This is a genomic window from Marinococcus sp. LNHM4E3-1, from assembly GCF_056034405.1.
Window position 1 is genome coordinate 117,046 of the sequence record NZ_JBQLID010000008.1, and the last position, 24,589, is coordinate 141,634.

Annotated in this window: 28 protein-coding genes; 11 read left to right on the plus strand and 17 right to left on the minus strand. The window is 50.4% G+C overall.

The window, feature by feature from the left end:
- Positions 1-65: 65 nt before the first annotated feature.
- Positions 66-1,052 (minus strand): cyclodeaminase, encoded by a 987-nt coding sequence (locus ACTRXI_RS10565; protein ID WP_474262379.1) that lies wholly within the window; start codon positions 1,050-1,052, stop codon positions 66-68.
- 140 nt (positions 1,053-1,192) lie between these two features.
- Here ACTRXI_RS10565 and ACTRXI_RS10570 point away from each other — a divergent pair, with 140 nt between their 5' ends.
- Together ACTRXI_RS10570 and ACTRXI_RS10575 are read left to right on the plus strand one after the other, a co-directional pair.
- Positions 1,193-2,176: an aldo/keto reductase gene (locus ACTRXI_RS10570; RefSeq protein WP_474262380.1), complete on the plus strand. Its 984-nt coding sequence runs from the start codon at positions 1,193-1,195 to the stop codon at positions 2,174-2,176.
- A gap of 75 nt (positions 2,177-2,251) precedes the next feature.
- On the plus strand, positions 2,252-2,491 hold the full coding sequence (locus ACTRXI_RS10575; protein ID WP_474262381.1) for a hypothetical protein: 240 nt from the start codon (positions 2,252-2,254) through the stop codon (positions 2,489-2,491).
- Positions 2,492-2,556: 65 nt separating this feature from the next.
- On the opposite strand, the gene ACTRXI_RS10580 is transcribed toward ACTRXI_RS10575, so the two are convergent.
- The 3 genes from ACTRXI_RS10580 to ACTRXI_RS10590 form a co-directional block, all read right to left on the minus strand.
- Positions 2,557-3,390 carry an STAS domain-containing protein gene (locus tag ACTRXI_RS10580; RefSeq protein WP_474262382.1) on the minus strand — a complete coding sequence of 278 codons (834 nt, stop codon included), beginning with the start codon at positions 3,388-3,390 and terminating at the stop codon, positions 2,557-2,559.
- 82 nt (positions 3,391-3,472) lie between these two features.
- On the minus strand, positions 3,473-4,909 hold the full coding sequence (locus ACTRXI_RS10585) for an NAD(P)H-binding protein (RefSeq protein ID WP_474262383.1): 1,437 nt from the start codon (positions 4,907-4,909) through the stop codon (positions 3,473-3,475).
- 64 nt (positions 4,910-4,973) lie between these two features.
- Positions 4,974-5,156 (minus strand): hypothetical protein, encoded by a 183-nt coding sequence (locus tag ACTRXI_RS10590; protein ID WP_091613249.1) that lies wholly within the window; start codon positions 5,154-5,156, stop codon positions 4,974-4,976.
- Between the two features lie 182 nt (positions 5,157-5,338).
- Here ACTRXI_RS10590 and ACTRXI_RS10595 point away from each other — a divergent pair, with 182 nt between their 5' ends.
- Complete coding sequence (locus tag ACTRXI_RS10595) at positions 5,339-6,301, plus strand: L-lactate dehydrogenase (protein ID WP_474262384.1); 963 nt, start codon at positions 5,339-5,341, stop codon at positions 6,299-6,301.
- Between the two features lie 152 nt (positions 6,302-6,453).
- Complete coding sequence (locus ACTRXI_RS10600) at positions 6,454-7,503, plus strand: SEC-C metal-binding domain-containing protein (protein ID WP_474262385.1); 1,050 nt, start codon at positions 6,454-6,456, stop codon at positions 7,501-7,503.
- Positions 7,504-7,550: 47 nt separating this feature from the next.
- On the opposite strand, the gene ACTRXI_RS10605 is transcribed toward ACTRXI_RS10600, so the two are convergent.
- Positions 7,551-7,937: a DoxX family protein gene (locus ACTRXI_RS10605; protein WP_474262386.1), complete on the minus strand. Its 387-nt coding sequence runs from the start codon at positions 7,935-7,937 to the stop codon at positions 7,551-7,553.
- Between the two features lie 117 nt (positions 7,938-8,054).
- Positions 8,055-8,477 carry a hypothetical protein gene (locus tag ACTRXI_RS10610; protein ID WP_474262387.1) on the minus strand — a complete coding sequence of 141 codons (423 nt, stop codon included), beginning with the start codon at positions 8,475-8,477 and terminating at the stop codon, positions 8,055-8,057.
- 172 nt (positions 8,478-8,649) lie between these two features.
- On the opposite strand from ACTRXI_RS10610, the gene ACTRXI_RS10615 reads away from it, so the two are divergent.
- On the plus strand, positions 8,650-8,916 hold the full coding sequence (locus tag ACTRXI_RS10615; protein WP_474262388.1) for a hypothetical protein: 267 nt from the start codon (positions 8,650-8,652) through the stop codon (positions 8,914-8,916).
- Positions 8,917-8,986: 70 nt separating this feature from the next.
- On the opposite strand, the gene ACTRXI_RS10620 is transcribed toward ACTRXI_RS10615, so the two are convergent.
- From ACTRXI_RS10620 to ACTRXI_RS10635, 4 genes are all read right to left on the minus strand, one after another.
- Entirely contained in the window at positions 8,987-9,169 is a 183-nt protein-coding gene (locus ACTRXI_RS10620; RefSeq protein ID WP_474262389.1) for a hypothetical protein, read from the minus strand.
- A gap of 221 nt (positions 9,170-9,390) precedes the next feature.
- A complete protein-coding gene (locus tag ACTRXI_RS10625; protein ID WP_474262391.1) occupies positions 9,391-11,808 on the minus strand; it encodes a heavy metal translocating P-type ATPase in 2,418 nt (805 codons plus the stop codon).
- A 121-nt stretch (positions 11,809-11,929) separates the two neighbouring features.
- Positions 11,930-12,142, minus strand: coding sequence for a copper chaperone CopZ (gene copZ, locus ACTRXI_RS10630; RefSeq protein WP_474262392.1), 213 nt, complete (start codon positions 12,140-12,142; stop codon positions 11,930-11,932).
- A 58-nt stretch (positions 12,143-12,200) separates the two neighbouring features.
- A complete protein-coding gene (locus ACTRXI_RS10635) occupies positions 12,201-12,503 on the minus strand; it encodes a metal-sensitive transcriptional regulator (RefSeq protein ID WP_474262393.1) in 303 nt (100 codons plus the stop codon).
- 180 nt (positions 12,504-12,683) lie between these two features.
- Here ACTRXI_RS10635 and ACTRXI_RS10640 point away from each other — a divergent pair, with 180 nt between their 5' ends.
- From ACTRXI_RS10640 to ACTRXI_RS10665, 6 genes are all read left to right on the plus strand, one after another.
- Positions 12,684-13,697: a LacI family DNA-binding transcriptional regulator gene (locus tag ACTRXI_RS10640; protein ID WP_474262394.1), complete on the plus strand. Its 1,014-nt coding sequence runs from the start codon at positions 12,684-12,686 to the stop codon at positions 13,695-13,697.
- Between the two features lie 76 nt (positions 13,698-13,773).
- The gene (locus ACTRXI_RS10645) at positions 13,774-15,033 is read left to right on the plus strand and encodes an ABC transporter substrate-binding protein (RefSeq protein WP_474262395.1); all 1,260 of its coding nucleotides are present in this window, start codon (positions 13,774-13,776) and stop codon (positions 15,031-15,033) included.
- Between the two features lie 24 nt (positions 15,034-15,057).
- Entirely contained in the window at positions 15,058-16,383 is a 1,326-nt protein-coding gene (locus tag ACTRXI_RS10650) for a carbohydrate ABC transporter permease (RefSeq protein WP_474262396.1), read from the plus strand.
- A 19-nt stretch (positions 16,384-16,402) separates the two neighbouring features.
- Positions 16,403-17,224 carry a carbohydrate ABC transporter permease gene (locus ACTRXI_RS10655; protein WP_462865690.1) on the plus strand — a complete coding sequence of 274 codons (822 nt, stop codon included), beginning with the start codon at positions 16,403-16,405 and terminating at the stop codon, positions 17,222-17,224.
- Positions 17,225-17,255: 31 nt separating this feature from the next.
- Entirely contained in the window at positions 17,256-18,299 is a 1,044-nt protein-coding gene (locus ACTRXI_RS10660; RefSeq protein ID WP_474262397.1) for a Gfo/Idh/MocA family protein, read from the plus strand.
- Positions 18,299-19,267 carry a sugar phosphate isomerase/epimerase family protein gene (locus tag ACTRXI_RS10665; RefSeq protein WP_474262398.1) on the plus strand — a complete coding sequence of 323 codons (969 nt, stop codon included), beginning with the start codon at positions 18,299-18,301 and terminating at the stop codon, positions 19,265-19,267. Before ACTRXI_RS10660 ends, ACTRXI_RS10665 begins: the two co-directional genes overlap by 1 nt.
- A 49-nt stretch (positions 19,268-19,316) precedes the next feature.
- Here ACTRXI_RS10665 and ACTRXI_RS10670 read toward each other — a convergent pair whose 3' ends face one another.
- From ACTRXI_RS10670 to ACTRXI_RS10700, 7 genes are all read right to left on the minus strand, one after another.
- The gene (locus tag ACTRXI_RS10670) at positions 19,317-19,946 is read right to left on the minus strand and encodes a response regulator (protein WP_474262399.1); all 630 of its coding nucleotides are present in this window, start codon (positions 19,944-19,946) and stop codon (positions 19,317-19,319) included.
- Positions 19,943-20,977: a sensor histidine kinase gene (locus ACTRXI_RS10675; RefSeq protein ID WP_474262400.1), complete on the minus strand. Its 1,035-nt coding sequence runs from the start codon at positions 20,975-20,977 to the stop codon at positions 19,943-19,945. Before ACTRXI_RS10675 ends, ACTRXI_RS10670 begins: the two co-directional genes overlap by 4 nt.
- Complete coding sequence (gene liaF, locus ACTRXI_RS10680; RefSeq protein ID WP_474262401.1) at positions 20,974-21,696, minus strand: cell wall-active antibiotics response protein LiaF; 723 nt, start codon at positions 21,694-21,696, stop codon at positions 20,974-20,976. Before liaF ends, ACTRXI_RS10675 begins: the two co-directional genes overlap by 4 nt.
- A 66-nt stretch (positions 21,697-21,762) precedes the next feature.
- On the minus strand, positions 21,763-22,401 hold the full coding sequence (locus ACTRXI_RS10685) for a PspA/IM30 family protein (protein ID WP_474262402.1): 639 nt from the start codon (positions 22,399-22,401) through the stop codon (positions 21,763-21,765).
- A gap of 17 nt (positions 22,402-22,418) precedes the next feature.
- Positions 22,419-22,775 carry a lmo0954 family membrane protein gene (locus tag ACTRXI_RS10690; RefSeq protein WP_474262403.1) on the minus strand — a complete coding sequence of 119 codons (357 nt, stop codon included), beginning with the start codon at positions 22,773-22,775 and terminating at the stop codon, positions 22,419-22,421.
- Positions 22,776-22,907: 132 nt separating this feature from the next.
- Complete coding sequence (locus ACTRXI_RS10695) at positions 22,908-23,534, minus strand: hypothetical protein (protein WP_474262404.1); 627 nt, start codon at positions 23,532-23,534, stop codon at positions 22,908-22,910.
- A gap of 48 nt (positions 23,535-23,582) precedes the next feature.
- On the minus strand, positions 23,583-24,443 hold the full coding sequence (locus ACTRXI_RS10700; protein WP_474262405.1) for a GAF domain-containing protein: 861 nt from the start codon (positions 24,441-24,443) through the stop codon (positions 23,583-23,585).
- Positions 24,444-24,589: the final 146 nt, after the last annotated feature.

Here is a 24,589-nt window from a genome sequence, read left to right on the forward strand (position 1 = left end):
TCGCCACCCTTTCTCCAGGAAAGAGCATAAAAAAGACACCGGATCCTTGACCCGGCGCCCATTGTTTATTCGTCTTCTGTTATTTCGAGTCCTTCTCCGGAGGCCTTGAGCTGGTCGTACGTGTAGACGGCAATGGCTGTATCCTGCACCCCGGTGCCTGTCAGGTCACAGAAGGTTACCTGCTCCATCGTTTCCCGGCCACGGGCATCTCCGCTGATAATCGCCCCGATTTCCACGGTGCTGCTTTCATCGATAACTCCGGCTTCTTTTGCCGTCCGGTGTTCACCGATGGAAAATACCTGCGAAGCCGCATCACAGGCAAGAATATCCACCGCTCCGAGTACATCCGGCTCGATTTCATTCTTTTCCGCAGCATCTGAGCCCATAGCTGTAATATGAAGCCCCGGATGCAGCCATTCTTTTTTGATGAACGGCTCTGTCGACGGTGTCGTCGTAACGAGCACGTCGCAGTTTCGTACTACTGTTTCAAGATCGGCAGCTTCCGTCGTAACACCAAGCTCATGCTCCATTTCACGCTGATACGCTTCAATCCGTTCTTTTTTGCGTCCGTACACATACACTTTTTCAATTGACGGCCGTACCATTTTCAGCGCCCGCAGCTGAAAGCGCGCCTGTGTGCCGGTGCCGACGATACCTGCAATCCTTGCCTCGTCTTTAGCCAAATACTTGGCTGCCGCGGCGCCGGCAATTCCTGTGCGCACATCGGTCAAATATCCATTGTCCTGAAGCACTGCTGCCGGGAAGCCGGTATCCGAATGAAACAAAAGCATCATGCCGCTAAGGCTTGGAAGCCCTTTGTCCGGGTTATCGAAAAAACCGGTCGAAATTTTCAGGGCAAACTGGTCCATGCCCTTGACGTAAGCCGTTTTTGCATCCATTTCACCATTTTTATCGGCAATGGGCATGCTGAGTACGGGAGGCATGGTTACTTCTCCTGCTTGCAGGCGCCGAAAGCCGTCTTCAATAAGGGAAAGCGCCTGCTGATTGACATCAATCGTATTTCTGATCGGTTTTTCTTTGAATAAATACAAGGACTCCGCCTCCTTTAAAATGTGCTGCTTTTATTATAGGAAACATTACACTAAATCAAAACCATTAATCATGAGAACGCTTAAATATCTGCAGAACGGGAATAGCCCACCATACTTTGATTAAAAGGCAGGTGGACGGTGTGAAATATCGTCAGTTGGGAAATACCGATCTAAAAGTAAGTGAATTGAGCTTTGGCACATGGGCCATTGGCGGCGCGTGGGGAGCAACAAACGATACCGAAGCGCTCAAAGGCCTCGAGGCTGCCATGGACGCCGGGGTGAATTTTTTCGACACGGCCGACGTGTACGGAGATGGACACAGCGAGGAATTGATTGGAAAAGCAACCAAAGGCAAAGAAGACAAGATTCACGTGGCCAGCAAATTTGCACGCGGCGGCGATATTAATGACCCAAATACTTATTCCAGGGAAAGTGTCACGGCCTACCTGGACGCTACACTGAAGCGTCTCGGACGCGAACGCCTGGATCTTTATCAGATTCACTGTCCGCCGATCGACGTTTTAAAAGACGGCTCGGTATTTAAGGTACTTGATGACCTGCAGGCACAGGGAAAAATCCGCCACTACGGAGTCAGCGTGGAAACAGTGGAGGAAGGCATGGAATGCCTGCATTATCCAAATGTTAAGGCACTTCAGGTGATCTACAATATTTTCCGTCAGAAGCCGGCAGAACGGCTTTTTCCACAGGCGAAAAAGCAGGGCGTCGGTATCCTGACCCGCGTGCCGCTCGCAAGCGGACTGTTAACCGGAAAATATACAAAAGAAACGACATTCGCTGAAGACGACCACCGCAATTTCAACCGGGACGGAGACGCCTTCAATGTCGGAGAAACATTCGCCGGCCTTCCTTTTCAAAAGGGCGTAGAGCTCAGCACCTCCCTCCAGTGGATTAAAGAGCAGCGGGGCACAATGGCCCAGGCAGCTCTGCGCTGGATTCTGGATAACGAGGACGTCACCTGTGTCATACCTGGATTCCGTAACGAAAAACAGGTGACCGACAGCCTCGAAGCGGTCAGTGTGCCCTCCTTCTCGAAAGAGGAGCAGGAGAAGCTGACGAAGTTTTATTTAGAGGACGTAGAGCCAAGCATCCGGGGCGGCTATTAAATCGTATGATTAATACAGGTTTCACCCGGGTATTGTAACGAGTGGACAAACTATAACGCAAAGGAGCGATTATATATGGGAAGCCAATCCGTTTCCGAACTTACTGCAGGTACAAACTATAAAGCGAGTGAAATCGACAGCTTTGTAGAAAACAACCATGTCACGGTCATCTCCAACAATGAAAATCAGTTGTTTACAGAGCCGGACCGCGAGTACAAAGTCGTTTATAAATTCGGCGGCTACTTCGATCATTCCGAAGAACTCGCTGGTAAAAAATTCGTTGAGAAACCAACGTACGTCGTAGAAAAAGTCTAAGCACAGATGAATCTGTGTTAAAGACGCAGAAAAGACCGGCACCCTTCAAAGGGAGCCGGCTTTTTTTAATGCTTTTGGTCCATTGCCTGGGAAAGCGACGAGGCAATCGGCACATCCTGAAATCTGATGCCAAGATTGACGGAGGTTTGGGCGATTTCGGGACGCATGCCTGCCAGAACAGGCTGTACGCCAATCAGCTTTAACGAACGTATCAGCCCGAAAATCTGATGAGCGACGTGGGTATCGATGCCGGCTACGCCGGAAAGGTCAATAAACAATTCAGAGACCTGCTTTTTCGAGCACGCCTCAAGTGTGTGCTCGAGTATTACTGCAGCCCGTTCTTCGTCAATTTCTCCAATTAACGGAAGAAGGGCGGAGGATTTATTCAGAGAGATAACCGGAGCGCTCAGTTCATTAATAATGCTTTCCCTCGCTTCTAATTTCTGAAGGAGCAGCCGGTTGGATTTTTCCACGTAAGAAAGAATAATCTGATCCATGCCGTTTGTTACGAGCTCCCGAAGCTGTTCTTTCATATTCGCAGAGAGCTCTGCGTGCTCTTCCGCATAAAAGCGCTTCAAATAGGCAGTATACTGCTCCCTGTACCTCATCATTTCCCGGACGACCCGCGCATCCTTCGTCCGGAAGTATTTAGGATCACTGATAATGCCGTCTATCCATACTTCAAAGGTATTCTCCCATGTATTCCGATCCTCGATAAAAATACTCGAGAAATATAAATGAAACTCATACGTCTGAGACTTCAGTTCCTCAACTTCTTTTGGGTCAGTCGTTGCGTAAGCAGATTCTCTGTCTGATTCCTCCAACGTTTCGTACCATGAATTCGCCATTTCCGCTGCGTGATTGACAAAATAGTCACGGATCAACTGGTTGGTGCTCATACGGCACCGTCTCCCTTCTGTATGCAGACTACTCATATCCTTTTCCGTGTTCCTTAAAAAAGGTGAAACTAAACGAGGAAAATTATGACTCCGGCTGGAGCTGACGGGACCTCCTTAACGTCCACTGATCTTTTTCAAGGTGTGCTTTAAAGCGGTTCATGATCCAAAGATGAATAAACGCCTGGGTATATTGATAAAAGTACCATGGCATAGCCGGAACATAATCATGTACCGCTACAATGCACTGGTTCGTGTGAGGAATTTTACGAAATTCCAGCCGGCCCCGTTCTCCTTCATTTACCTGTGCAAGGAGTCCGCCGGTAATATAGTACAGCGCCCGGTCTTCTTCGCTGCGCTCCTTGGAATAGGAGAGCTCGAGAAATGTTCTTTTCATAAAGGCAGGCCGCAGGCCGTACTGATAGCGATCAGTCGTTTCTACCTTTACGAATGGGCGCAGAAGCTTCGGCAGCCACTTTATATAATAACGGGCCGTCCAGTCTGCGTCTCTTCCACTTGGGATGGTGACGCGCTGGACAGAGCGTACATTCCGCTCCACAGGTGCCGGCTTCAGGCGTGCCAGAATGGAGGACTGCTCCTTCCTGCTTTCCTTCAGAGAGTTTTCTGCCGCCTCCCGGAATGGAATTTTTCCATCACTGATGCCTTTCACACTTTTAGCAGGGTCAGCCACCATCGGATGGATCAGACTTTCAATCAGTGGATAAACCAGGCTTTTCGGTGTCCCGGTAGTTACACTCACCCACAGTCTTGAAAGGCGCACGGTGAAAAAAGGCACGGTAACTGCGTAGCGCTTCTTCCCCATCACCTTTGAAGTGATGTTCATCATTTTCCGGTAGGTCATTACGTCCGGCCCTCCAACATCGATGGAACGGTTGTAGAGCGATTCTTCCCCGATGCTCTTCTGCAGACTGTTTAATACGTCGGCCAGGGCAATCGGATGGGTCTTGGTCTGCGTCCATTTCGGAAGGATCATGACCGGCAGCCGCTTTACCAGCTTTGCGAGAATAGGAAACGAGGAGCCCTGTGGACCGACAATCAATCCCGCACGTATAGCAGTCACCGGCGTCCGGTACGATTTCAGGATATTTTCTACTTCCAGCCGGCTGCTTAAATGACGGGACAGGCGGTCGGCTTCAGGAATAATGCCGCTCAAATAAACGACCTGCTTCACCTGCTTCTGCTCGGCGGCACGCGCGAAATTATCGGCAAGGATAACGTCCATATCTTCAAAGCTTCCCTGAGTTAATTTGGACGTCGGCATCATCGAATGAACTAAGTATAAAGCGTAATCTGCACCTTCAAGTGCCTGTTCCGCGTCTTTTAATGAAAATAAGTCACACGAGCGCCATGTTACATGCTCCTCGTTTTCTTTTGTGTCTATGTTTCTCGACAGAGCAATAATATCCGCGTGCTTTTTCAGTTCCTTCATCAGGTTTCTTCCGATATATCCACTAGCGCCAGTAATAGCTATCACCGGTCTCCGGCCGTTTATATCCTCCATGCTTGCACGCTCCTTTTCGCTTATAAGCTTTACATATACCATTCCCTAATTTCTCCGCCGCTAATTACATATTTATTTTAGAAATAATCCACTGCGCAATTATCACTGTAACAAAGCTGACGAGAAATCCGAAAACTACAAAAGCAAGCACCCACAGCCATCCTCTGTCGAGATTCAGACCGGCGAGCAGACCAATCACTGCCCACGTCAACGCTGTCGGCAGCGCATATTTTAACGCATTTTCCATCGAGTCATTCCCCCTCTTCTGCTCCTTTCCCGTTTCGATTTCCTCCCAACACGTAAGTTCATCATTTGTTCACAATTATATATTTTCTGTGCTTGCATCACTTTGTGAAATGGTGCACAATATAAATAGATAAAGATTGCTCATTCATTCACATGATTCATATTCGAAAGGGGATTTTATATATGAAAAGAAATCACGTCCACCGGGTTGTTGTTGTCGGAGCCGGAGCTGTCGGCAGCGGCTATGCATTTTCGTTAATTAATCAGGGCGTCGTCGAGGAGCTCGTGATCATCGATCTGGATGAACGCAAGGCCGAAGGGGACGTGATGGATCTCAATCACGGTAAAGCCTTTGCCCCGCATCCTACTAAAACATGGTTTGGCACCTATGAAGACTGCCGGGATGCCGACATTGTCTGTATTACTGCCGGTGCCAACCAAAAACCCGGGGAAAGCCGTCTCGATCTTGTAGGCAAAAACACGGCTATATTTAAAAATATCGTCGGTCAGGTGATGGATAACGGCTTTGACGGAATATTCCTTATCGCCACTAACCCTGTGGATATTCTTACGTATGCCACCCAGCAGTTCAGCGGGCTTCCAAGAGAACGGGTCATTGGAAGCGGGACAATTCTGGATACCGCCCGCCTGCGGTTTATGCTGAGTGACTATTTTGATACCGCTGCCCAGAATGCCCACGCCTATATCATTGGTGAACACGGCGACACATCGCTTGCCGTCTGGAGCCAGGCAAACGTCGGCGGCCGAAACGCAGTAGAACTCGCAGATGAAAAAGAAAACAAAAATGTGAAGGAAATGAAAGGCATGATTAAAGACGTCCGCGGGGCTGCCTATGAGATCATTGAGCGTAAGGGCGCCACCAGCTATGGCATCGCAATGGGACTCACCCGTATTACAAACGCGATTCTTAAAAACGAAAACAGCGTTTTGACCGTCAGCGCCCACCTTGACGGCCAGTACGGAGAAAATAATCTATGCATCGGTGTACCGGCCGTCATTAACCGCGAGGGAATACGGGAAGTGATCGAACTGCCACTGAATGAAGAGGAAGCCCAAGACTTCCACCACAGCGCAGAGACACTCCGCAGCGTATGGGAAAATGCGAACGGCCAAGCGGCTAATTAAGCAGGTCTCTTATTATACAAATACAGCCCTTCCACTGCGAAGGGTTTTTTCACGTCTCCACCCCCCTGAAGCGCACGGATTCCCCATTTCGGGGCAATGTATGTTAGAATTTGAAGGAATAGTAACATACTAGTGAGAAGGAGCCTGAATGTATGAGTATTTCACGTAACGACCCGTGTCCTTGCGGCAGCGGTAAAAAATACAAAAAATGCTGCGGCGATCCCGCCAACCAGCCAGCTTATACGACTGAAGAAGTAACCAACATACAGCTGGATCTTGCAGCCGCTGCGAACAAAGACAGCCGGAAGGATTTCAGCCATTATTACCGCCGTGTCTACCGGCCGAACTATTTCCCTTATGCCTGGCATAAATTTGTCCAAAACCTGGCGCTTGCCGACTTTTTACTGCACGGCAATGAGCGCAGGGAATGGATGAATATCCATCAGCAGATAGAGCAGAACAGTCAGCACCCGCGGCTTCAACGGCTTTATTCCAACTGGACCGGGCATAACCTGTCATTATTTCGTTTGAATAAAATGACCGACGACTGGTACGAAGTCACTGACCTGTTGAGCGATGAAGTTCACCACATTGAACCACTGTCCTTTTTCCGCGACCTGCAGGAAAACATTGTATTCCTTGCCTTTTTAGTTCCTGTGGAGGACAAATGGTATCCAATGCTCGGCCTGCTGCCGTTTCATCCGGACTTCGGCGATGACGTCATTAAAAGTGTTACCGGCTCTGTTCCGGATAACGAAGCGGATAAAGCCGGCTGGATCACGCATCACCTGCCGGACGTGCTTCGCACACTTAAGGATGATCTTCAGGAAAAATACCAGGAAGCAGATAGCACCTCCACCACCCCGTCTGAAACAGGTTCAGATGCTGCGGCCGATACAACAGAGACCGCTGCGGCATCCACTTCAGGCCTGAACGACGACCAGCAGAAGGTAGTGGAGGCGCTCGAAAACTCCGATCAGCTGTCTAAAGACGCAGCAGCTGCAGCTTCAGAGCTGTGGGCACGCTTTTGTGAACAGGAAAATCCTGTTATCCGCAAGCCGGAAGCCCAGGCAGCAGCCCTTGAATACGCAGTAGGAGGCGGCACCCAGAAAGAAATCGCCGAACGCTACGGCGTGGCCTCGTCCACTATTCGTACGCAGTGGAAAAAGATGGAGCCTTATACGTCAAATGAAAATGCATAAACAGTAAACGGCCTGCAGGGGTTTATCCCTGCAGGCCGTTTACTGCTTCAGAAAGAACGTTTCTTTTTTCGTTTTTTCAAGGCAAGCATGCGGCTTCCAGTAAGTGCCAGATGAATAGAGGCAGCCATCAGTATAAGATCAAGCTCAAAGCCCCCAATCAGTCCCTGCTGCCATTTGACCGTTACAATCGCTCCAAGCATAATGAGTGCAAACAGCCCCGCCACGACACGCGTCAGCAGTCCTAGAATCAGTAAAATTCCTCCCGCGGCTTCGATGACTGCTACAGCGTAAGCCGTGCCTTCCGGCATGCCCATGCTGCCAAACGATGCAGCCTGGTCACCCATTCCGTTCAGTAATTTATCTGCTCCGTGGGCTAAAAATATCACGCCTGTCACGACCCGGAGGATCAGCAGTCCGGCTTCGATATTTTTCATATGATTTCCTCCTTTTTCTTTTTCATCAGTATGCGGAACTACTGCAAATTTGAAAAGGCACTATACGAAGATACGTGATTTCTGCCTATAAAAAAAGAGACCGGAAACGGTCCCTTTTCACAGCTTTTTCTCAAGCCAGATGCGTTCATCTGTTAACTCCTCTTTCACCTGAAAGCCCGCGGCCTGCAGCATATCAATAAATTCCGGGTACCGGTGGGCAAGCTTCGTCTGCACCACCTCATATCCCTGCTCCCGGGCATGAATAAGAACGTTGCCGACAAGACGGCTTCTCCATCCGTCATCTTCAAATGCTTCTTCCATTCCGTTCAGCCAGCTGTACCATACGCTGTCATCTTTCGCGTAGCTGATGTCGTAGCCGAGTATCTTTCCTTCCTCCCGCGCTACCTGCACGAGAGACGCCTCTGCCTGTTCGAGAGTCTGGTACATTGGTTCCATTTTTTCAAAAAGCTGAGCGTGTAAATATAGGATACCCTGAAGCACTTCGCTTGGAGGCATGCCTTCGTATTTTTCTATCTGCATTGTAATTGTTCCTTCCTTCCATCACTAACTTCTACGGCAAGTGTAGCATATGCAGGCATGGTTTATCTTTCCTACCGCCTTTTTCAAGTTCATGTTACCATGTAAAGTGATATGAAAAGACGTCCCGGTGCACGAATACATACCAGAACGTAGTTGAGGAGATCGATGAGTCATGGAACTAACATTAAATCTGTATTACCTTTTATTTATCGGCCTGGCATTAAATGCCGCTATTTACGTCATCGCCCGCATTAAACAGCACGGCCGCCGGCACCGGTTCGCCGCAGCGAATGTAACATTTATCGCCTTTTTCTCTGTATTAATTTTAAGCATTGTATTCACCCGCTGGATCGGGCCCGACTTATTCGTCGTAAGCGTCGGCATGATTTTTATGTTCGTTATCGCCGCCCTTTTGGATAAAAAAATAGGGGCAGCCTAAAAGCAGACAGAGGCACTATGCCCTGTCTGTCTTTAGGCTGATAGATAGGTGCTTCGCATGTATCCAGGCATCATACGGATTTACCCTGGAGCCTTTGAATTTCCTGCATTAATAAATTAAGTTCTTCCTGGGCACTGTTTATCGAAGCTGTTAATTTGCCGAGCTCGATATTGGCGGTTTGATACAGGCACTTTGTGAGTTTATCGATAGAGTCAGAATTAGCAATTTTAGCATTGCCTATGGATTGGGACATACAATTTGCAGCTATTTTGAACAGCCTCCTTGAGTCACTTTTTAATTGGATAATCATTTATTAAATGCATTCGATCCATTATATTATACCTATAAATTCCTGTTTATTATAACACAAACCAAGAAAGTTCATAGTAATATAGTAATGAACTGGATTCACAATTATTTTCTTCTCCTGGTGGATAGAAAACAGGCAGAGCCGCTGGGCCCTGCCTGTTTTTATTATGAAATTTTCATCCGCTGAAGGCGCAGGGCATTCAGCACAACAGAAACGGAACTGAACGCCATGGCTGCCCCGGCCACCCACGGAGCGAGCAGGCCGATAGCCGCAATAGGAATGCCGACGGAATTATACACAAATGCAAAGAATAAATTTTCTTTAATGTTTTTCATCGTGGCCCGGCTCATAAGCACAGCATCAGCAGCGCTGTTCAAATCCCCGCGCATCAGCGTGATGTCGGCTGCCTCCACGGCGATATCCGTTCCTGTACCAACAGCCATCCCGATATCAGCTGTCGCAAGCGCCGGTGCATCGTTAATGCCGTCTCCGACCATCGCTACGCGCCGGCCTTCACGCTGCAGCCGCGTGACTTCGCTGCTTTTCTGCTCCGGCAGCACGCGCGCAATTACGCGATCGATCCCTACTTCGGCTGCAATGGCGCGGGCAGTCTTTTCGTTATCGCCGGTAATCATGACGACTTCAAGTCCTGCTGCCTGCATGCGTTCCACTGCCCGTCTGGATGTTTCTTTCACTGTATCAGCTACGGCAATCCACCCGGCAAAACGGTCGTTTACTGCGACTCCCATCACTGTTTTTCCCTGATCTTCCATTGCTTCATTTTCTGCACTTTCCGGTATACCTTCCACCCGGCGCTCCGCCAGCCAGACACTCGTTCCAACCACTACAGTACCGGCGTCCGTGGCTGCAAGCACCCCTTTGCCGGGTACTGCTTCGAACGAAGACGCCCTCGGCAGCATAATATTTTTCTGTCCCGCGTCCCGGACAATCGCCTGGGCGAGCGCATGCTCGGAGGATTCCTCCGCGCCGGCCGCGTGCATCAACAGCTCCTGTTCTGTCCAGCCGGCTGCCGGCACAATATCAGTCACTGCCGGCTCCCCTTTTGTAATTGTGCCGGTTTTATCGAGCAGAATCGTCTCTACGGCTCCCGTGCTTTCCAAATACTGTCCGCCTTTAAAGAGCACGCCGTTTTCAGCCGCTCTGCCCGAACCTGCCATAATGGATGTCGGTGTTGCGAGACCGAGCGCACACGGGCAGGCAATAACAAGGATGGCAATGGTCGGCAGAAGCGCCGCTTCAAGCGATCCGGGCTGCACAAAAAGAATCCAGGTGAGAAAGGTCAAAGCCGCGATTCCAATCACAATCGGCACAAACACTCCGGATACCCGGTCGGCGAGGCGCTGGATCTCCGCCTTTCCGCCCTGCGCTTCCTCAACGACCCGCACAATCTGCGATAACGCCGTGTCCTTGCCGACCCGGGTCGCACGCATGCGGATACGCCCGTTTCCATTCACCGTCGCTCCAATCACCGTGTCCCCGGTATCTTTGTCCACCGGAATACTTTCGCCTGTAAGCATGGACTCATCCACAGACGAGCGGCCGTCAATGACCTCCCCGTCCACCGGTACTCTCGCTCCCGGCTTCACATGGACGACGTCGCCCTCCTGAACATCTTCGCTCTTTATTTCTGTTACTTCCCCGCCCCGTTCCACCAGGGCAGTTTCGGCTTTTAATGAAAGCAGCGACTTGATGGCACGCGAGGTGCGACCCTTCGCTTTCGCTTCAAACCATTTACCGAGAAGGATGAGGGTAATAATCACAGCCGAAGTTTCAAAATACAGACCTTCGGACGCATTGCCCGTCAGCACAAAGTACAGGCTGTAAAAATAGGCAGCCGAGGTTCCAAGGGCGACCAGCACATCCATATTGGCACTGCCGCTCCGCAGTGATTTATAGGCGCTCCGGTAAAACGTGGAGCCGATCACAAACTGAACCGGCGTTGCAAGACCGACCTGCACCCACGGGTTCATCAGTGCTTCCGGAGCCCAGAGAAAGGACAGAAATCCGAAATGGGACACCATCGTCCATACAAGCGGGAGGGTCAAAAGCGCAGAAATCAGCAGCTGCCATCCTTTTTTCAGCTGCTCTTTTTCTCTAGGATCCTCCGTCTCTTCTTCGGTCCGTTCGGTTAACCCATACCCTAATTTGTCTACTGCCTGTTCCATGTCTTCTACAGAAACTTCCCCGTCCAGATAGTGAACCGTGGCACGCTCCATCGCCAGGTTGACGGTAGCTTCCGACACACCCGGCATTTTATTCAGCTTCTTTTCGACCCGGTTGGCACAGGCTGCACATGTCATGCCGGAGACGTCAAATACCGCTTCGCTGCGACGGACGCTGTAGCCGGTCTGTTCTACTTTTTCTTCCATGTCATGCGGCGATACTTCATCTGGATCATACTGCACCGAAAGCTGTTCGGTTGTTAAGTTAACGGAGGCTTCCGAGACCCCCTCCATTTTCCCTACCTGCTTTTCAATTCTTCGGGAGCAGGCCGCACAGGTCATACCCTCTACGGATGCGTTCCATCGGGAAAGATTGTTATTGGTTTTCTGCTTTTCCATACCGGCACCTCATTTCCATTGCAGGCTTTCTTTTAATATTATACCCCCGTATAGTATTTAGCAAACAAAACTGTGATAAAAAAGCGGATCGTGGCTGCACGATCCGCTCCTTATTAATCATTTATGCAGATACAACATCGTATCCCTGATCATCTATCGCTTCATCAATATCTTTTCGTGAAGTTACTTCAGGATCATATTCTACGTCTACGGCACCTGTATCGAGGTTTACTTTCACGCTGGAAACGCCCTGCAGTTCGCCGACGCCGCCTTCTACCGCAGAGACGCAGTGTCCACAGCTCATTCCTTCCACCTGGATCGTTTCTTTTTTCATTTCAACCATCCTTTCTGTACCTTCATTATATAATACGCCTGAGGGGTATTGTCAAAAATCACTTCATCATCCGGCGCATAACGGTCATCAGCTCTTCAATGGATTCTTCGCCTTCACCCTCTTTAATGGCGTTCGCCACACAGTGCGAGGTATGGTCCTCCATCAATGCCAGCGATACTTTGTTGGTTGCAGACTGAATAGCTGCAATCTGGTTTAAAATATCGACACAGTACCGATCGTTTTCCACCATATCGTGAACGCCGCGCACCTGTCCTTCAATACGCTTTAACCGATTCAGCATTTGTTGTTTATTAGGTTGGACGGTCCTTTTATTGCCTGAAGCATGCTCCATACTGTCCACTCCTTCTTATCGCTTATTTACCGCTAGTTTACTAGGTGGAGCGGCGTTAATCAATTTTTATGATTTATGGAAAAGCACAATTTTTGTTTTAATTTTTAAAAATTTTCAATTTAGGGTTGCGTAAAATGAAAGCGTTTTCTATAATAAAGTCATTCTTCCAAAACGTTTCGGAGGCTAACTATGAATACCATAAAAGATATCGCTAAAGCAGCCGGCGTTTCCGTCACTACTGTTTCGAGAGCTTTGAATGGATACAGCGACGTCAATGAACAGACACGCCAGCGTATTCAGGAGATCGCCGAACAGCTGGACTATACGCCAAACCACATCGCCCGCGGCCTCGTTATGAATCGTTCGAAAACAATTGGGCTCTTAACCTCCCAATCCTTTCCGTCCAATCCGAAGGATACGTTCACACTTGATATTCTGGCCGGTGTAAACGAATACGCCAACGAATGCGGTTATGACCTTATCCTGTTTCAATCCCGTCCTACCGGGGACCGTACGTATTACCAAATGTGCCGGGAGCGACAGCTCGAAGGGGTCATCACCCAGAACCTCCCCCATGACCATTCCGCCACCGAAGAATTGGCGGCTACCGGGCTTCCATGCGTATTTATCGACAATCATGTGGAAAGCGGTAACGCAAGCTTTGTCACTACTGATAATGCTGACGGCGCCCGTCAGGCGCTGGTACATTTGATCGGACTTGGTCATGAACACATCGCATTTATTAACGGCCATCATTATGCCTACGTATCCAAAGAACGCCGGAAAGGCTACGAAGAAACACTTCGGGAGTCCGGTCTTCCCTACCGGGAGGAATACGTGCGGGAGGCAGCCTTCGATGAAAAAAAGGCTGAGCAGGAAGCGCTCGGGCTGCTTAAGGCCCATCCGCACATCACCGCCGTCTTTTGCGCAAGTGATTTAATGGCTCACGGGGTCATGCGGGCAGCTCATCATCTTGGGTACGTTCTGCCGCGGGATTTATCGATCATCGGCTTTGACGATCTCGTACTCGCGGAGTATTTTTCCCCGCCCCTGACCACTGTCCGTCAGGACCGGTACACGCTGGGGCGCAAAGCCTGTGAATTACTTATTGAGAAGATTGAAGGAAGAGATACACCTGCCAGCCTGATAATTCCTGCTTCGTTAACCGTGCGGGAATCCACCGGCATTCCGGTAAGCAGGTAGGTTCTTTCCTGCTTCTCTCTGGCACCCGAAACGTTTCGGATATTTTGAAATCGATTTCACATAAGGAGGAATAGGCATGAAGAAAGCTGCAGCCGTTACAGGAGCGTTTATAATGCTCACCGGATGTTCAACTGCGGACATCTCCCCAACTGCTGAGGACGAAGTCACAATTACGTATGCCCGCGGTGTGGATACGACTAACGCCACAGATGCCACTATTAAGGCATTTGAAGAAGAGCATCCAAACATCAATGTGGATGTACGGGAGATGCCGCCTGATACGGGAGAACAGCACAACCAGTACGCTACGATTTTAAGCAGCGGCAGTGATGAAATCGACGTATTTGCGGCTGACGTCGTCTGGCCGGCGGAATTTGCCCAGGCCGGCTATGCGCTTCCGCTTGACCGTCTGATTGAAAGAGACAACGTCGATATTGATGCCCATTTCCCGGCCACTATTGAATCCACCTCCTATAACGGACGGCAGTTTGCCATGCCATCGTATACAGATGCCGGGCTGTTGTTTTACCGGAACGATATTGTAGACGAGCCGCCGGAAACCTGGGAAGAGCTCGAAACGATGGCTGCAGACCTTCAGGGTGAAGAAGGCACCTCCTTTGGCTACTCGATGCAGGCTTCCCAGTATGAAGGTCTCGTCACTAATGCCATTGAATACATCGGTGCCTACGGCGGCCAGATCATTAACGAAAATCAAGAAGTAGTCGTTAATTCTCCGGAGGCCATTGAAGGTATCCAAAAAATGATCGATATAACCCAGTCCGACTTTGTACCAAACAACATTCTTAATTTCCAGGAAATTGAAACAGAAAACGCGTTTATAAATGGTAACACCGTTTTTGCCAGGAACTGGCCGTACCTGCTGTCTACTTCCACCGACCCGGAGATCTCCAATATTCCTGACAATGTCGGCTTCACCACACTCCCTTCAGGCAGCGACGGCACCGCTTCTGCTCTCGGCGGATGGACCACCATGATCAACAAAAACTCCGAAGAAGTTGAAGCCTCCTGGGAATTTGTAAAATTTATGTCCAGTGAGCAGGGCCAGAAAATCGGTGCTCTCGAAGGCAGCCGGGCTCCTACCATTGAGTCCCTTTATGATGATGAAGACATCCAGGAGGCAAACGCTCTGTTTGCGGATGATGCCTTCGTCGAAACGCTTCAAAATGCAGTACCGCGTCCAGTCACAGCAGATTATCCGGAAGTATCGGATATTATGCAGATTGAACTTTCGCGGGCAGCGGCAGGAGAAATTACGGCTGAAGAAGCTGCTGCCAATATGGAACGCAAATTGAACGCCGTTTTGAATGAAGAATAACACGGATTCAAAGGAGGAAGCCCCATGGCTGGAAAACCCGGACGCAAATTTCAATTAAATGAAAAACAATTAGGCTACGCAATGGTCGCCCCGGCGCTCGTTTTGATTCTTCTCGTCGTTATATGGCCCATTATGCTTTCCGGCTGGAACAGCCTGTTTGACTACCGGCTGAATGACCCTACCAAGTCGGAGCGAATCATGAGCGAAAGCCTGAACCTCGAGGAATACGCCGATAACCGGTACCTTGTCGAGCAAAATGTCAATGAGTTAAGCGAGGCTTATCCGGAAGGAGAGGAAACGTTTAACGAAACCTGGGCAGTCGTCCAGGAGCATCATGAAGAGCTTGTGGCTGATGACGCCATGGCTTCAAGCTATCAGGAAGTTAACAGCATGCTGAATGACTACGAGCCGATCACAGATGACAACCTGCGTATCCAATCCATCGACGGCTCGTGGGGCAGCGACTTTGAAGCTGCAATGGATGAACAGATCGAAGCCGTTAATTCCTTGCAGCAGCAGGCGGACGGGGACACGGCAGTGGAAATAGGCTATCTTTCCGCCCAGCTTGGCAATCTGCAGGGCTCGGTGCTCTCCTCGAACTTTGTCGGCCTGCAGAATTACGCGGATTACCTGCTCGATGGACGGACCTGGACCGCTTTGACAAATACGACCTTCTTTACGATCGTTTCCGTCGGCGCTGAGCTGATTATCGGTCTTGGTGTCGCACTGCTAATCAACCGGACCTTCAAAGGACGCGGCATCGTCCGGGCTTCGGTGCTCGTACCGTGGGCCATTCCAACAGCTGTAGCTGCCATGATGTGGAGCTATCTGTTCGATGGACAGTCCGGGATTGTCGCTCACTATATGGCAGCGGTTGGCTTAATTTCTGACCCGGGCGCTCTTTTAACGACGGCTTCGGGATCCATGTTTTCCATTATATTCGCAGACGTCTGGAAAACGACGCCTTACATGGCCCTGCTTCTGCTTGCCGGGCTGCAGACGATACCAAATACGCAGTATGAAGCAGCAGAAGTCGACGGAGCTGGCAGAATACAGAAGTTCTTCTTTGTAACCCTGCCACTGTTAAAATCAGCAATTCTTGTCGCCCTTCTCTTCCGGACCCTGGATGCCTTCCGCGTATTTGACCTGATTTATGTGCTGACCGGCGGCGGTCCGGCAAACGCCACGGAATCGATTTCCGTTTTTGCCTACAAAGCCCTGTTTGAACAGCAGAACTTCGGTGCCGGCTCTGCCCTTTCCGTCATAGTGTTTGTCTGTGTGGCCATCATCAGCTTTATCTTCGTTAAGCTGCTTGGCTCAGACCTGTTTCCGGAAAGAGCGAAAAAATAAGTGGAAGGAGTGACTGTACATGTTTAAAAACCAAGCCGGTATCCGGTTTTATATCTTCCTGGCTATCTTCGTGTTTCTCGTTATGTTTCCATTCATCTGGATCTTTTTAACTTCCCTGAAGCCCCAGAATGAGTTGACGTCGTTCGCCTGGTTTACATCCAACGCCACACTTGAGTCCTATGCGTCAGCGATTACGACGAGGCCGCTGTTCCGTTATATGCTCAACAGCTTTGTCGTTTCCGGCCTGACTACGGTGTTATCGCTCTTGATTGCTTCGTTTACGGCCTATGCGGTTACGCGGCTGCCTATCCGCGGCAAGACTTTAATTTTAGGTCTTGTACTGGCCTCATCGATGTTCCCGCCAATTGCGATTTTGTCTCCAATCTTTAACTTTGTGACAGACACGGGACTTCGCAACAGCTACATCGGTCTCGTTATTCCGTACATCACCATCAGCCTGCCGCTTGCGATTTGGATTCTGGCCACCTTTTTTCAAAAAATCCCCTGGGAGCTTGAAGAATCAGCCAAGCTGGACGGCGCTACGCCATTTCAGACGTACCGTCAGATCATCCTGCCGCTCGCTACCCCGGGCATCTTTACCACGGCGATTCTTGTTTTCGTCGCCGCCTGGAACGAATATCTTTTCGCTCTGGCGATCAATACCGCTGATGCCTGGCGGACGATCCCGGTCGGCATCTCCTTCTATCAGAGCGAATACACAGTCCCATGGGGCGACATTTCGGCTGCCACCGTTATTGTTACGATACCTATCGTTATTCTCGTTCTGATTTTCCAGCGCCGGATTGTTTCCGGGCTTACGAGCGGTTCAGTAAAAGAATAAGCATCACTATATAAAAAGGAGTGGAAATCACATGAAAACAGTAAATATCGGTGTCATCGGGTGCGGAAGCATCGCGAGAAACCGCCACATTCCAGAATATGAAGCAAATCAACATACCACTATCCGGGCCGTCTGTGACCTGGTGAAGGAGCGCGCCGAAGAAACAGCTTCCCGTCTCGGGGCTTCGGCCTATACGGATTATCACGAACTGTTAAAGGATGAATCGATTGAGGCGGTCAGCGTGTGTACATCTAATCATATGCATGCCCGGATCAGCATCGACGCCCTGGCTGCCGGCAAGCACGTGCTCTGTGAAAAACCGATGGCGACAAGCGAACAGGAAGCTGAAGAAATGATCGAAGCTGAAAAACGCAGCGGTAAAAAATTAATGATCGCTCATAACCAGCGTTTCGTGCCTTCACACGTGAAGGCGAGAGAGCTGATTGCAAATGGCGACCTGGGGAAAATCTTCAGCTTCCGGACCACATTTGGACACGGCGGCCCGGAGGGGTGGAGCATCGATGGCAAGGACAGCTGGTTCTTCCGCAAGGAGGAAGCGTTTATCGGCGCCATGGGAGATCTTGGAGTGCACAAATCCGACCTGATTCAATTTTTGCTTGATGAGCCGGTGACCCAGGTAGCTGCTTTCGTGGAAAACAATGCGAAGGAAAATATTACAGTGGATGATAACGCTGTATGCCTGCTTAAAACAACAGGAGGCTTAATCGGGACCCTCACGGCCAGCTGGGCTTATGTTCCCGAGGAAGACAACTCAACGATCATTTATGGCGAAAAAGGCACCCTCCGCCTTGAAGACGACCCCGTTCATTCGCTGACTGCCCACTATACTAACGGGCATACGGTCCGCTACGAGCTGGGCGGCATTCAGACCAATGACGCCGGCGGCCAGGAAAGCTCGGGGGTGATTGACGCCTTTACTGAAAGCATCATCTCGAACACGGAGGTGCCGGTAACCGGAGCAGATGGAAAGCAGGCCCTCGCTGTTATTCTGGCAGCTCTTGCCTCCAGCGAGCGCGGCCAGTTTGTTACTATTGGGAAGGAAGGTGTTCAATAATGAAAATCGGCGTTTTCACCGTCCTGTATGCTGATTTGGCTTTTACAGATATGCTCGATAAGGTTAAACGTGCCGGAGTGCAGGCCGTAGAGCTCGGCACCGGCGGCAATCCGGGCAATGACCATGCAGATGTAGACAGGCTGTTAAACAGCGAAGATGCACGCAAACAGTTCCAGGAAGCACTGGATGCCCGGGGCTTAACCGTCAGTGCGCTCAGCTGCCACGCCAATCCGATCTCCCCGGACCCGGCTGAAGCAAAGGATGCGGACGAAACGTTCAAAAAAACCGTGCAGCTTGCCAGCCTGCTGAATATTCCGGTCGTTAATACGTTCTCCGGTGTCGCCGGAAGCGACGAAAGCGCCAAGCACCCAAACTGGCCGGTCGCCCCGTGGCCGAGCGCATATTCAGACATTTACAACTGGCAGTGGGAGCAAAAGCTCATTCCATATTGGAGGGAAGCCGGCAGCTACGCTAAAGAACACGGCGTAAAGGTCGGCATTGAGCCTCATGGCGGTTTCCTCGTTCATACGCCGTACACGGTGCTGAAGCTTCGGGAAGCAACCAACGATGCGGTAGGTGCTAACCTTGATCCGAGTCATATGTGGTGGCAGGGGATCGACCCGGTAGCCGCGATTAAAATTCTTGGAAAAGAAGGAGCCATCCACCACTTTCACGCCAAGGATACGTATATCGACCAGGACAACGTCAACATGTACGGCCTCACCGATATGCAGCCTTACAGCAGCGTGCAGACCCGCGCCTGGAGTTTCCGGTCGGTCGGCTTCGGCCACGGCATGAAGGAATGGAGCGATATGATCAGCGCGCTTCGGACGTTCGGCTACGACCATGTTGTCAGCATCGAGCATGAAGATCCGATCATGTCACTTGATGAAGGCTTCGAGCGGGCTGTGCAAAATCTGAATTCCGTCAATATTTCCGAGCGTCCGGTCGACATGTGGTGGGCGTGATCCCTCCGTATTAAAAAAGCTGCTCCCCTTACTCAGGGCGGGCAGCTTTTTAAAATAGACGATGCTTGTAAGCATAAACAACTGCCTGGGTCCGGTCCTGCACCTGGAGCTTATGGAGGACACTGCTCACGTGTACCTTCGCTGTTTTCAGGGCAATAAACAGCTCTTCGGCAATTTCCATATTGGTCTTCCCCTCTGCAAGCAGCCGCAGCACCTCAAGCTCGCGTGCAGTCAGCTCCTCATGCAGCTCCCTTTGATCCCGCCGTTTCATGTTTGTCATCAGCTTTCCCGCTACTTCCGGCTCCAAAATCGACTGCCCGTCGTGTGTTTTCCGAATCGCCGCTGCGATCTCTCCGGCCCGGGAGGTTTTTAAAATATAGCTAACGGCTCCCGCTTCAAGCGCCGGGTACACCTTTTCATCATCGATAAAGCTTGTAACAATAATAATTTTGGCTGCCGGCCAAGCCTCCATAATTTTCTCTGTCGCCTCAATGCCGTTCATATCATCCATCACCAGATCCATGAGGATAATATCCGGCCTGAGTTCCAGAGCCAGCCTGACCGCTTCCCGGCCGCTTGAGGCTTCAGCGGTTACTTCCATATCCGGCTGCGTCGATAAATACGACGTCACCCCAATACGAACCATTTCGTGGTCATCTGCAAACAGGATCGTAATCATACCTCTTCCCCCTTCGACAGCCAGGGCACTTTAACATCGATGCGGCTGCCCTCTCCCGGCAGGCTCACTAAATGAAAGTGCCCGCCGATTTCCTCCGCCCGTTCCTTCATCGTACTCAGCCCGTAGCTGTCCGGTTTTTCTTCCTCCATATAAAACCCGACGCCGTTGTCCTGGACACGTAAAATGATAAATTCTTCGCGCTGCAGCAGCGACACCTTCAGCTCGGTCGCCTTCGCGTGGCGAAGCGTGTTGGAAATGGACTCCTGGCTGATCCGAAACAGCTGGTCCTCCACTCCCTTTTCAATTGGAAACGGTTCAATCACCTGCTTGATCTGCAGCGGCACCTTCGCCGTCAGATCGTTCAGCAGTTGCTTGATTCCCTCCTGCAGCGATTGTTTATTCAACGCCGCCGGCCGCAGATGAAGAAGCAGCGCCCGCATTTCAAGCTGGGACTGGTTAATCATCCGCTCGATGGTCTGCCATTCCTTCGAAACCTCCCCCATGCCGGACCGCTCATTAACCGCAGATATCATCATGGAAGCCGCAAACAGCTGCTGGCTGACCGAATCATGGAGCTCCCGGGCAATCCGGTTCCTTTCCTGCGCAATAACCTCCTGCAGGCTCTTTTCCCGGTCCTCGGCCCGTTCTGTGGCCAGCTTCTGCCCGCGTTCCGCCTGCCCCTGCAGCTGACGTTCCACCGCTTCAAGCTCTGTGCGCAGCTCTTCTACTTCCCGGTACATCTCCGCCGGCCAGATATTTTTAGGGCTTCCTCTGCTCAACCGCTCCAGCACAGCCTGCAGCTGCTGCCAGCGGGCATTCCATGCCCGGAGCGTTAAAAACCCGAGAGCGGTGCCAAGCAGAACGATCAGTACGACAAGCAAAAAGCCATACGGCAGGCCACTCATGGTTTGTCCCATCAGCACGTCCCACATGTCAAAAGGCAGCAGCAGAAGAAGCGGAACGACGGTGGAGACGCTGATGAGAAAAGCCGCAGCGATCCCCCACCCGGCTGCTTTCACAAAGCTGTTCATCGCCGCTCCACCTCCAGATCCCCGCTGATAAGCGAGGTGAAAATATAAAGCGTGGAAGCTTCCTCATCTGTCGCAGGAGCGTGATAAGTGATCGTCTGGTTCCACCGCTTTGCTTCTTCTTTCCCAAACAGGCGCACGCGTCCGTACACTGTACTATGGCGGATAATCACGTTCACTTCGTACGGCACATGGACGGTTACTGAGCCAAGGCCGTGACGGACGATAACCACCGCCTGCGCCGGCAGAACTGTATTGGTGGCATCAACAATTTTATCGCCCACGCCGCCGATCACGTTAATGTCCTTCCAGTGAAACGGCTTCCGTCCGACCTTCTCCCGCCCCCACAGACGGTTGCCAAGCAGCCGTTCCCGCTCATAATTTTCTACCCTGCCGGCCAGCTCTTCCACCTCTGCCTGTTCTTCGACAGGCTCCCTGGACGACCGGCGCATCTGCAGCAGCAGCAGAACAAAAAAGGCAATTACCCAGAACTGTACAGCCCAGAGAGTGACCGCTGTAAGGCCCAGGCCGATCCACCCGACCCACCAGAAAATGGCTGAAAGCGTCCGCCTTTTCGTCCGCTTTCCAATAAAAATAAACAGGGCGAAAAAGAAGAGCACAGGCACTAAACCGGCTCCGTGCGAAAAAAATTCCAGTATGAACAGGAGGATTCCCGTAAAAAACACGAATTGGATCATCTTCGTTGATATATGGGAAAACATAGGAACCCTCCTTTGCTGTTTATGTAAGTTAAAAATAGAGACGCCCTGGTCAGCGTCTCTATTTTATCACGCTTTTTCCTGCTCCGCCTCTGTGTTCCGCTTTTCAAGACGGGCTACCCTTTCGTCGAAGGTGGAATGCTCGTACTCCTGCTGATGATGCTGCTCCATACTTTCTAAATACTGTTCCACTTCTTTAAAACGTGCTTCCGGTTCGCGGCCGCTCTCCTCGTATAGTTTAGAGATATTGTGATTGGCCCGGGCTACATTTTCCCGTCCCATCCACTCCATCCGTTTCAGACGCATATCCTTCAGCTTATACACCATTTCCTGATGCCGCCTCTCGAGTGTCTGCAGCTGCTCTTCTGCTTCTTTTTTCATCGTGGCAAGCTTTTGCGCCCGCTCGCCGTACTGTTCAATTTCCCTCAAAGCAATCTCATACAGCTCGTTCTCTTCGTAATGCTTTACCACCGCGGCCTGCTGCTTACGTTTATCAAGCATCTTTTCTGCTTCGTCCTGTTCGTGCTGAAACTCTTCAACCAGCCTGCGCTGACGGTCTGTAAGCCTGCTTACCTTTTCCGTTTCGCGCTCCGCTTCTTTAATATAGCGGTTGAGCGAAGCGATCGGATTGTCTGTTTCCTTTTTCATGTTCCACCGCCCCCATTCCTGTTCGACATCCTCCTTGAACTGCTGCCAAATGCCCGCCATGGCTCTTTCCTCCTTTTTTATCTGCGCTTTAGTTTTTTCCATTCTTCTTCAAAGCCTGTGAACGGATCTTTCGTTCTGGTCCGGCGGTCAATATCCACTTCATCATCACTCCATTTTTTCACGCTCCAGTATATAGCGTACAGACCGAGAAGCGCGATGACTGCATAGATGTTGGTGAGCGCAAGCAGTATCGCTGCAATGCCCACCACTACCCAGAAAACCCTCGCCGCAGTGGACGTGCTTTCCTGAAACTGGCGGTAGACGATATACGCCAGTGCCACTCCAGCTGCGAGCAAGAGCAGCGGCCCGAGGTTCGACAAAACGACAATTGCTGCGACTGTAATGAGTGCTGCTAATCCGATTTTTTTCCACATGGTATTTCCCCCTTCCTGTACTTCTATCCTACGCCGGTTTCCCGGCTTCCGGGAGCAGCCCGGGGTCTATCTTTTCTACGCCTCAAGGCGTATTTACCATAAAAAAAGCACCCTTTCTGTATAAAAGGGTGTTTACGCCTGGCTCTGCTGCCCTGCATTTTCAAGGGCCTCGATTGTCTTCTTTTTAAATGCATCGTCGACCGGACGACCGTCCGGACTCGAATAATTCAGCTGATTTTTCGCTGGGAGGTAAACATATCCCAGTGCTTCAAGCTCCCCGCAAAGTCCCGCCGGCAGCCTGCCGGACCCCGTCTGCCGTATAAAATGCTCTGTTACCGAGACTGTGACCTCTGTATCCGTCGATCCGGTGTTCAGTACGAATAAATCGTCCTCATTCTGCTTAATCCATTTCCCTTTGGAGAAGAGCGAAAATGTCGATGCTTCGAGGGCGGAGATGCCGCTGAGATTCACTCGGTACACGTCATTAATAACCTGCCGCACCATTTCACCGGACGGAGGGGACGGCAGCCGGGCGAGTGCATAATCAAGCAGTTCCTCTTTGCCGGCGGCCTCCCATTCTTTTTCAGTCCATGCTGCAAAAACAGATTGTGATCTCCGGGCCCCAGGGGCTTTCGGCTCCGCGGCAATACTCTGCAGGGATATGTCAAAAATCTCCGAAACGAGGCGTTCCACCACAGCCAAGGTGAGTTTGTTTTCATTTTCCACTCTTTCATCCATCTGTTCTGCTTTTGTATTCATACCAGTTCCTTCTTTCAACTTGATATGTAAACGGTCCGGTTTTTTTATTTACTCGTTTCTTACCAGTCGGAATCCAATAGACTGCAGCGCTGTTTCCAGGCTTTTTTCGATCATAATATTTTCGCCGAGAATATCTTTTCGTATATCCTGAACAGCCATGTCCGGGCGGACGCCGGTTAGAATAGGGTCAATGCCCATCAGCTTCAGCGCCTGAATGACCTGGGAAATATACGTTGTGAACGTTTCGTTAAAAGCCGAAACACCAGACACATCGATCATAAAATAATCGTATTTCCCGCCGTACACTTCCTGCAGTACTGTTTCCATCAAACGGTTGGATCTTGCTTCATCCATCGCCCCTACGAGCGGGAGCACAGCGATCCCTTCGCCTATCGGCACAATCGGGTACCCGAGCACCTCTATTTTTTCATCCATGCGGTCTACGCGGATCAGATAGCTCAATAAATTACCAAATGTCTGCATCAGCGAAATTTCTTCCTTCTTAAATTCACGCGGCTCGCGGTTCAATACGCACAGTGTGCCAAACGGGCCGCCGTCCTGGTCTTTAATGTACACGCCCAGAAAAGTATGTACATTGAAATTTTTCGGCATCAGCAGTTCTTTGGTTTCTTCATTACTCACTGCATCGGAAAAGTGAAAATACTCCTGATCATCATTTTTCAGCACGTATTGACAGAACGATGCTTCGTGCTCCACTTTCATTCCTTCAGAAACAAGATCATCCCCGCGTTTGTTGTAAGCACTCAATACGTCCATATAAGTATCTTCTTTTTTTGCAATATAAACAGAGTCCACCTGAAGGGACTCAGCGATCACGCTCATGATTTCTTCAGCCATCTCTTCAATGGAGAAAGTGTACCTGCTTGACGGCCCTGATGTTAAACTCACTTTTTCCCCCTCCTGTTACATGAAGCTGATTTATATTTATTCCCTCTTTTGTTTTTAACTAATCTTTTTGTAAACACATTATGCCACCGATGAGTCTTTTTTAACAGGACTTAACCTGTAAATTTTTCTAATTTCAGTATTTTCTT

What these genes read in the sequence shown, in the direction of transcription:
- ACTRXI_RS10645 (WP_474262395.1), top strand. Translation starts at nt 13,774, where the DNA reads ATGAAGAAAGCTGCAGCCGTTACAGGAGCGTTTATAATGCTCACCGGA.
- ACTRXI_RS10660 (WP_474262397.1), top strand. Translation starts at nt 17,256, where the DNA reads ATGAAAACAGTAAATATCGGTGTCATCGGGTGCGGAAGCATCGCGAGA.
- ACTRXI_RS10690 (WP_474262403.1), bottom strand. Translation starts at nt 22,775, where the DNA reads ATGTGGAAAAAAATCGGATTAGCAGCACTCATTACAGTCGCAGCAATT.
- ACTRXI_RS10675 (WP_474262400.1), bottom strand. Translation starts at nt 20,977, where the DNA reads ATGAACAGCTTTGTGAAAGCAGCCGGGTGGGGGATCGCTGCGGCTTTT.
- ACTRXI_RS10640 (WP_474262394.1), top strand. Translation starts at nt 12,684, where the DNA reads ATGAATACCATAAAAGATATCGCTAAAGCAGCCGGCGTTTCCGTCACT.
- ACTRXI_RS10625 (WP_474262391.1), bottom strand. Translation starts at nt 11,808, where the DNA reads ATGGAAAAGCAGAAAACCAATAACAATCTTTCCCGATGGAACGCATCC.
- ACTRXI_RS10695 (WP_474262404.1), bottom strand. Translation starts at nt 23,534, where the DNA reads ATGAATACAAAAGCAGAACAGATGGATGAAAGAGTGGAAAATGAAAAC.
- ACTRXI_RS10685 (WP_474262402.1), bottom strand. Translation starts at nt 22,401, where the DNA reads ATGGCGGGCATTTGGCAGCAGTTCAAGGAGGATGTCGAACAGGAATGG.
- ACTRXI_RS10670 (WP_474262399.1), bottom strand. Translation starts at nt 19,946, where the DNA reads ATGATTACGATCCTGTTTGCAGATGACCACGAAATGGTTCGTATTGGG.
- ACTRXI_RS10575 (WP_474262381.1), top strand. Translation starts at nt 2,252, where the DNA reads ATGGGAAGCCAATCCGTTTCCGAACTTACTGCAGGTACAAACTATAAA.
- ACTRXI_RS10615 (WP_474262388.1), top strand. Translation starts at nt 8,650, where the DNA reads ATGGAACTAACATTAAATCTGTATTACCTTTTATTTATCGGCCTGGCA.
- ACTRXI_RS10595 (WP_474262384.1), top strand. Translation starts at nt 5,339, where the DNA reads ATGAAAAGAAATCACGTCCACCGGGTTGTTGTTGTCGGAGCCGGAGCT.
- ACTRXI_RS10590 (WP_091613249.1), bottom strand. Translation starts at nt 5,156, where the DNA reads ATGGAAAATGCGTTAAAATATGCGCTGCCGACAGCGTTGACGTGGGCA.
- ACTRXI_RS10665 (WP_474262398.1), top strand. Translation starts at nt 18,299, where the DNA reads ATGAAAATCGGCGTTTTCACCGTCCTGTATGCTGATTTGGCTTTTACA.
- liaF (WP_474262401.1), bottom strand. Translation starts at nt 21,696, where the DNA reads ATGTTTTCCCATATATCAACGAAGATGATCCAATTCGTGTTTTTTACG.
- ACTRXI_RS10605 (WP_474262386.1), bottom strand. Translation starts at nt 7,937, where the DNA reads ATGAAAAATATCGAAGCCGGACTGCTGATCCTCCGGGTCGTGACAGGC.
- ACTRXI_RS10620 (WP_474262389.1), bottom strand. Translation starts at nt 9,169, where the DNA reads ATGTCCCAATCCATAGGCAATGCTAAAATTGCTAATTCTGACTCTATC.
- ACTRXI_RS10650 (WP_474262396.1), top strand. Translation starts at nt 15,058, where the DNA reads ATGGCTGGAAAACCCGGACGCAAATTTCAATTAAATGAAAAACAATTA.
- ACTRXI_RS10580 (WP_474262382.1), bottom strand. Translation starts at nt 3,390, where the DNA reads ATGAGCACCAACCAGTTGATCCGTGACTATTTTGTCAATCACGCAGCG.
- ACTRXI_RS10585 (WP_474262383.1), bottom strand. Translation starts at nt 4,909, where the DNA reads ATGGAGGATATAAACGGCCGGAGACCGGTGATAGCTATTACTGGCGCT.
- ACTRXI_RS10610 (WP_474262387.1), bottom strand. Translation starts at nt 8,477, where the DNA reads ATGCAGATAGAAAAATACGAAGGCATGCCTCCAAGCGAAGTGCTTCAG.
- ACTRXI_RS10655 (WP_462865690.1), top strand. Translation starts at nt 16,403, where the DNA reads ATGTTTAAAAACCAAGCCGGTATCCGGTTTTATATCTTCCTGGCTATC.
- ACTRXI_RS10600 (WP_474262385.1), top strand. Translation starts at nt 6,454, where the DNA reads ATGAGTATTTCACGTAACGACCCGTGTCCTTGCGGCAGCGGTAAAAAA.
- copZ (WP_474262392.1), bottom strand. Translation starts at nt 12,142, where the DNA reads ATGAAAAAAGAAACGATCCAGGTGGAAGGAATGAGCTGTGGACACTGC.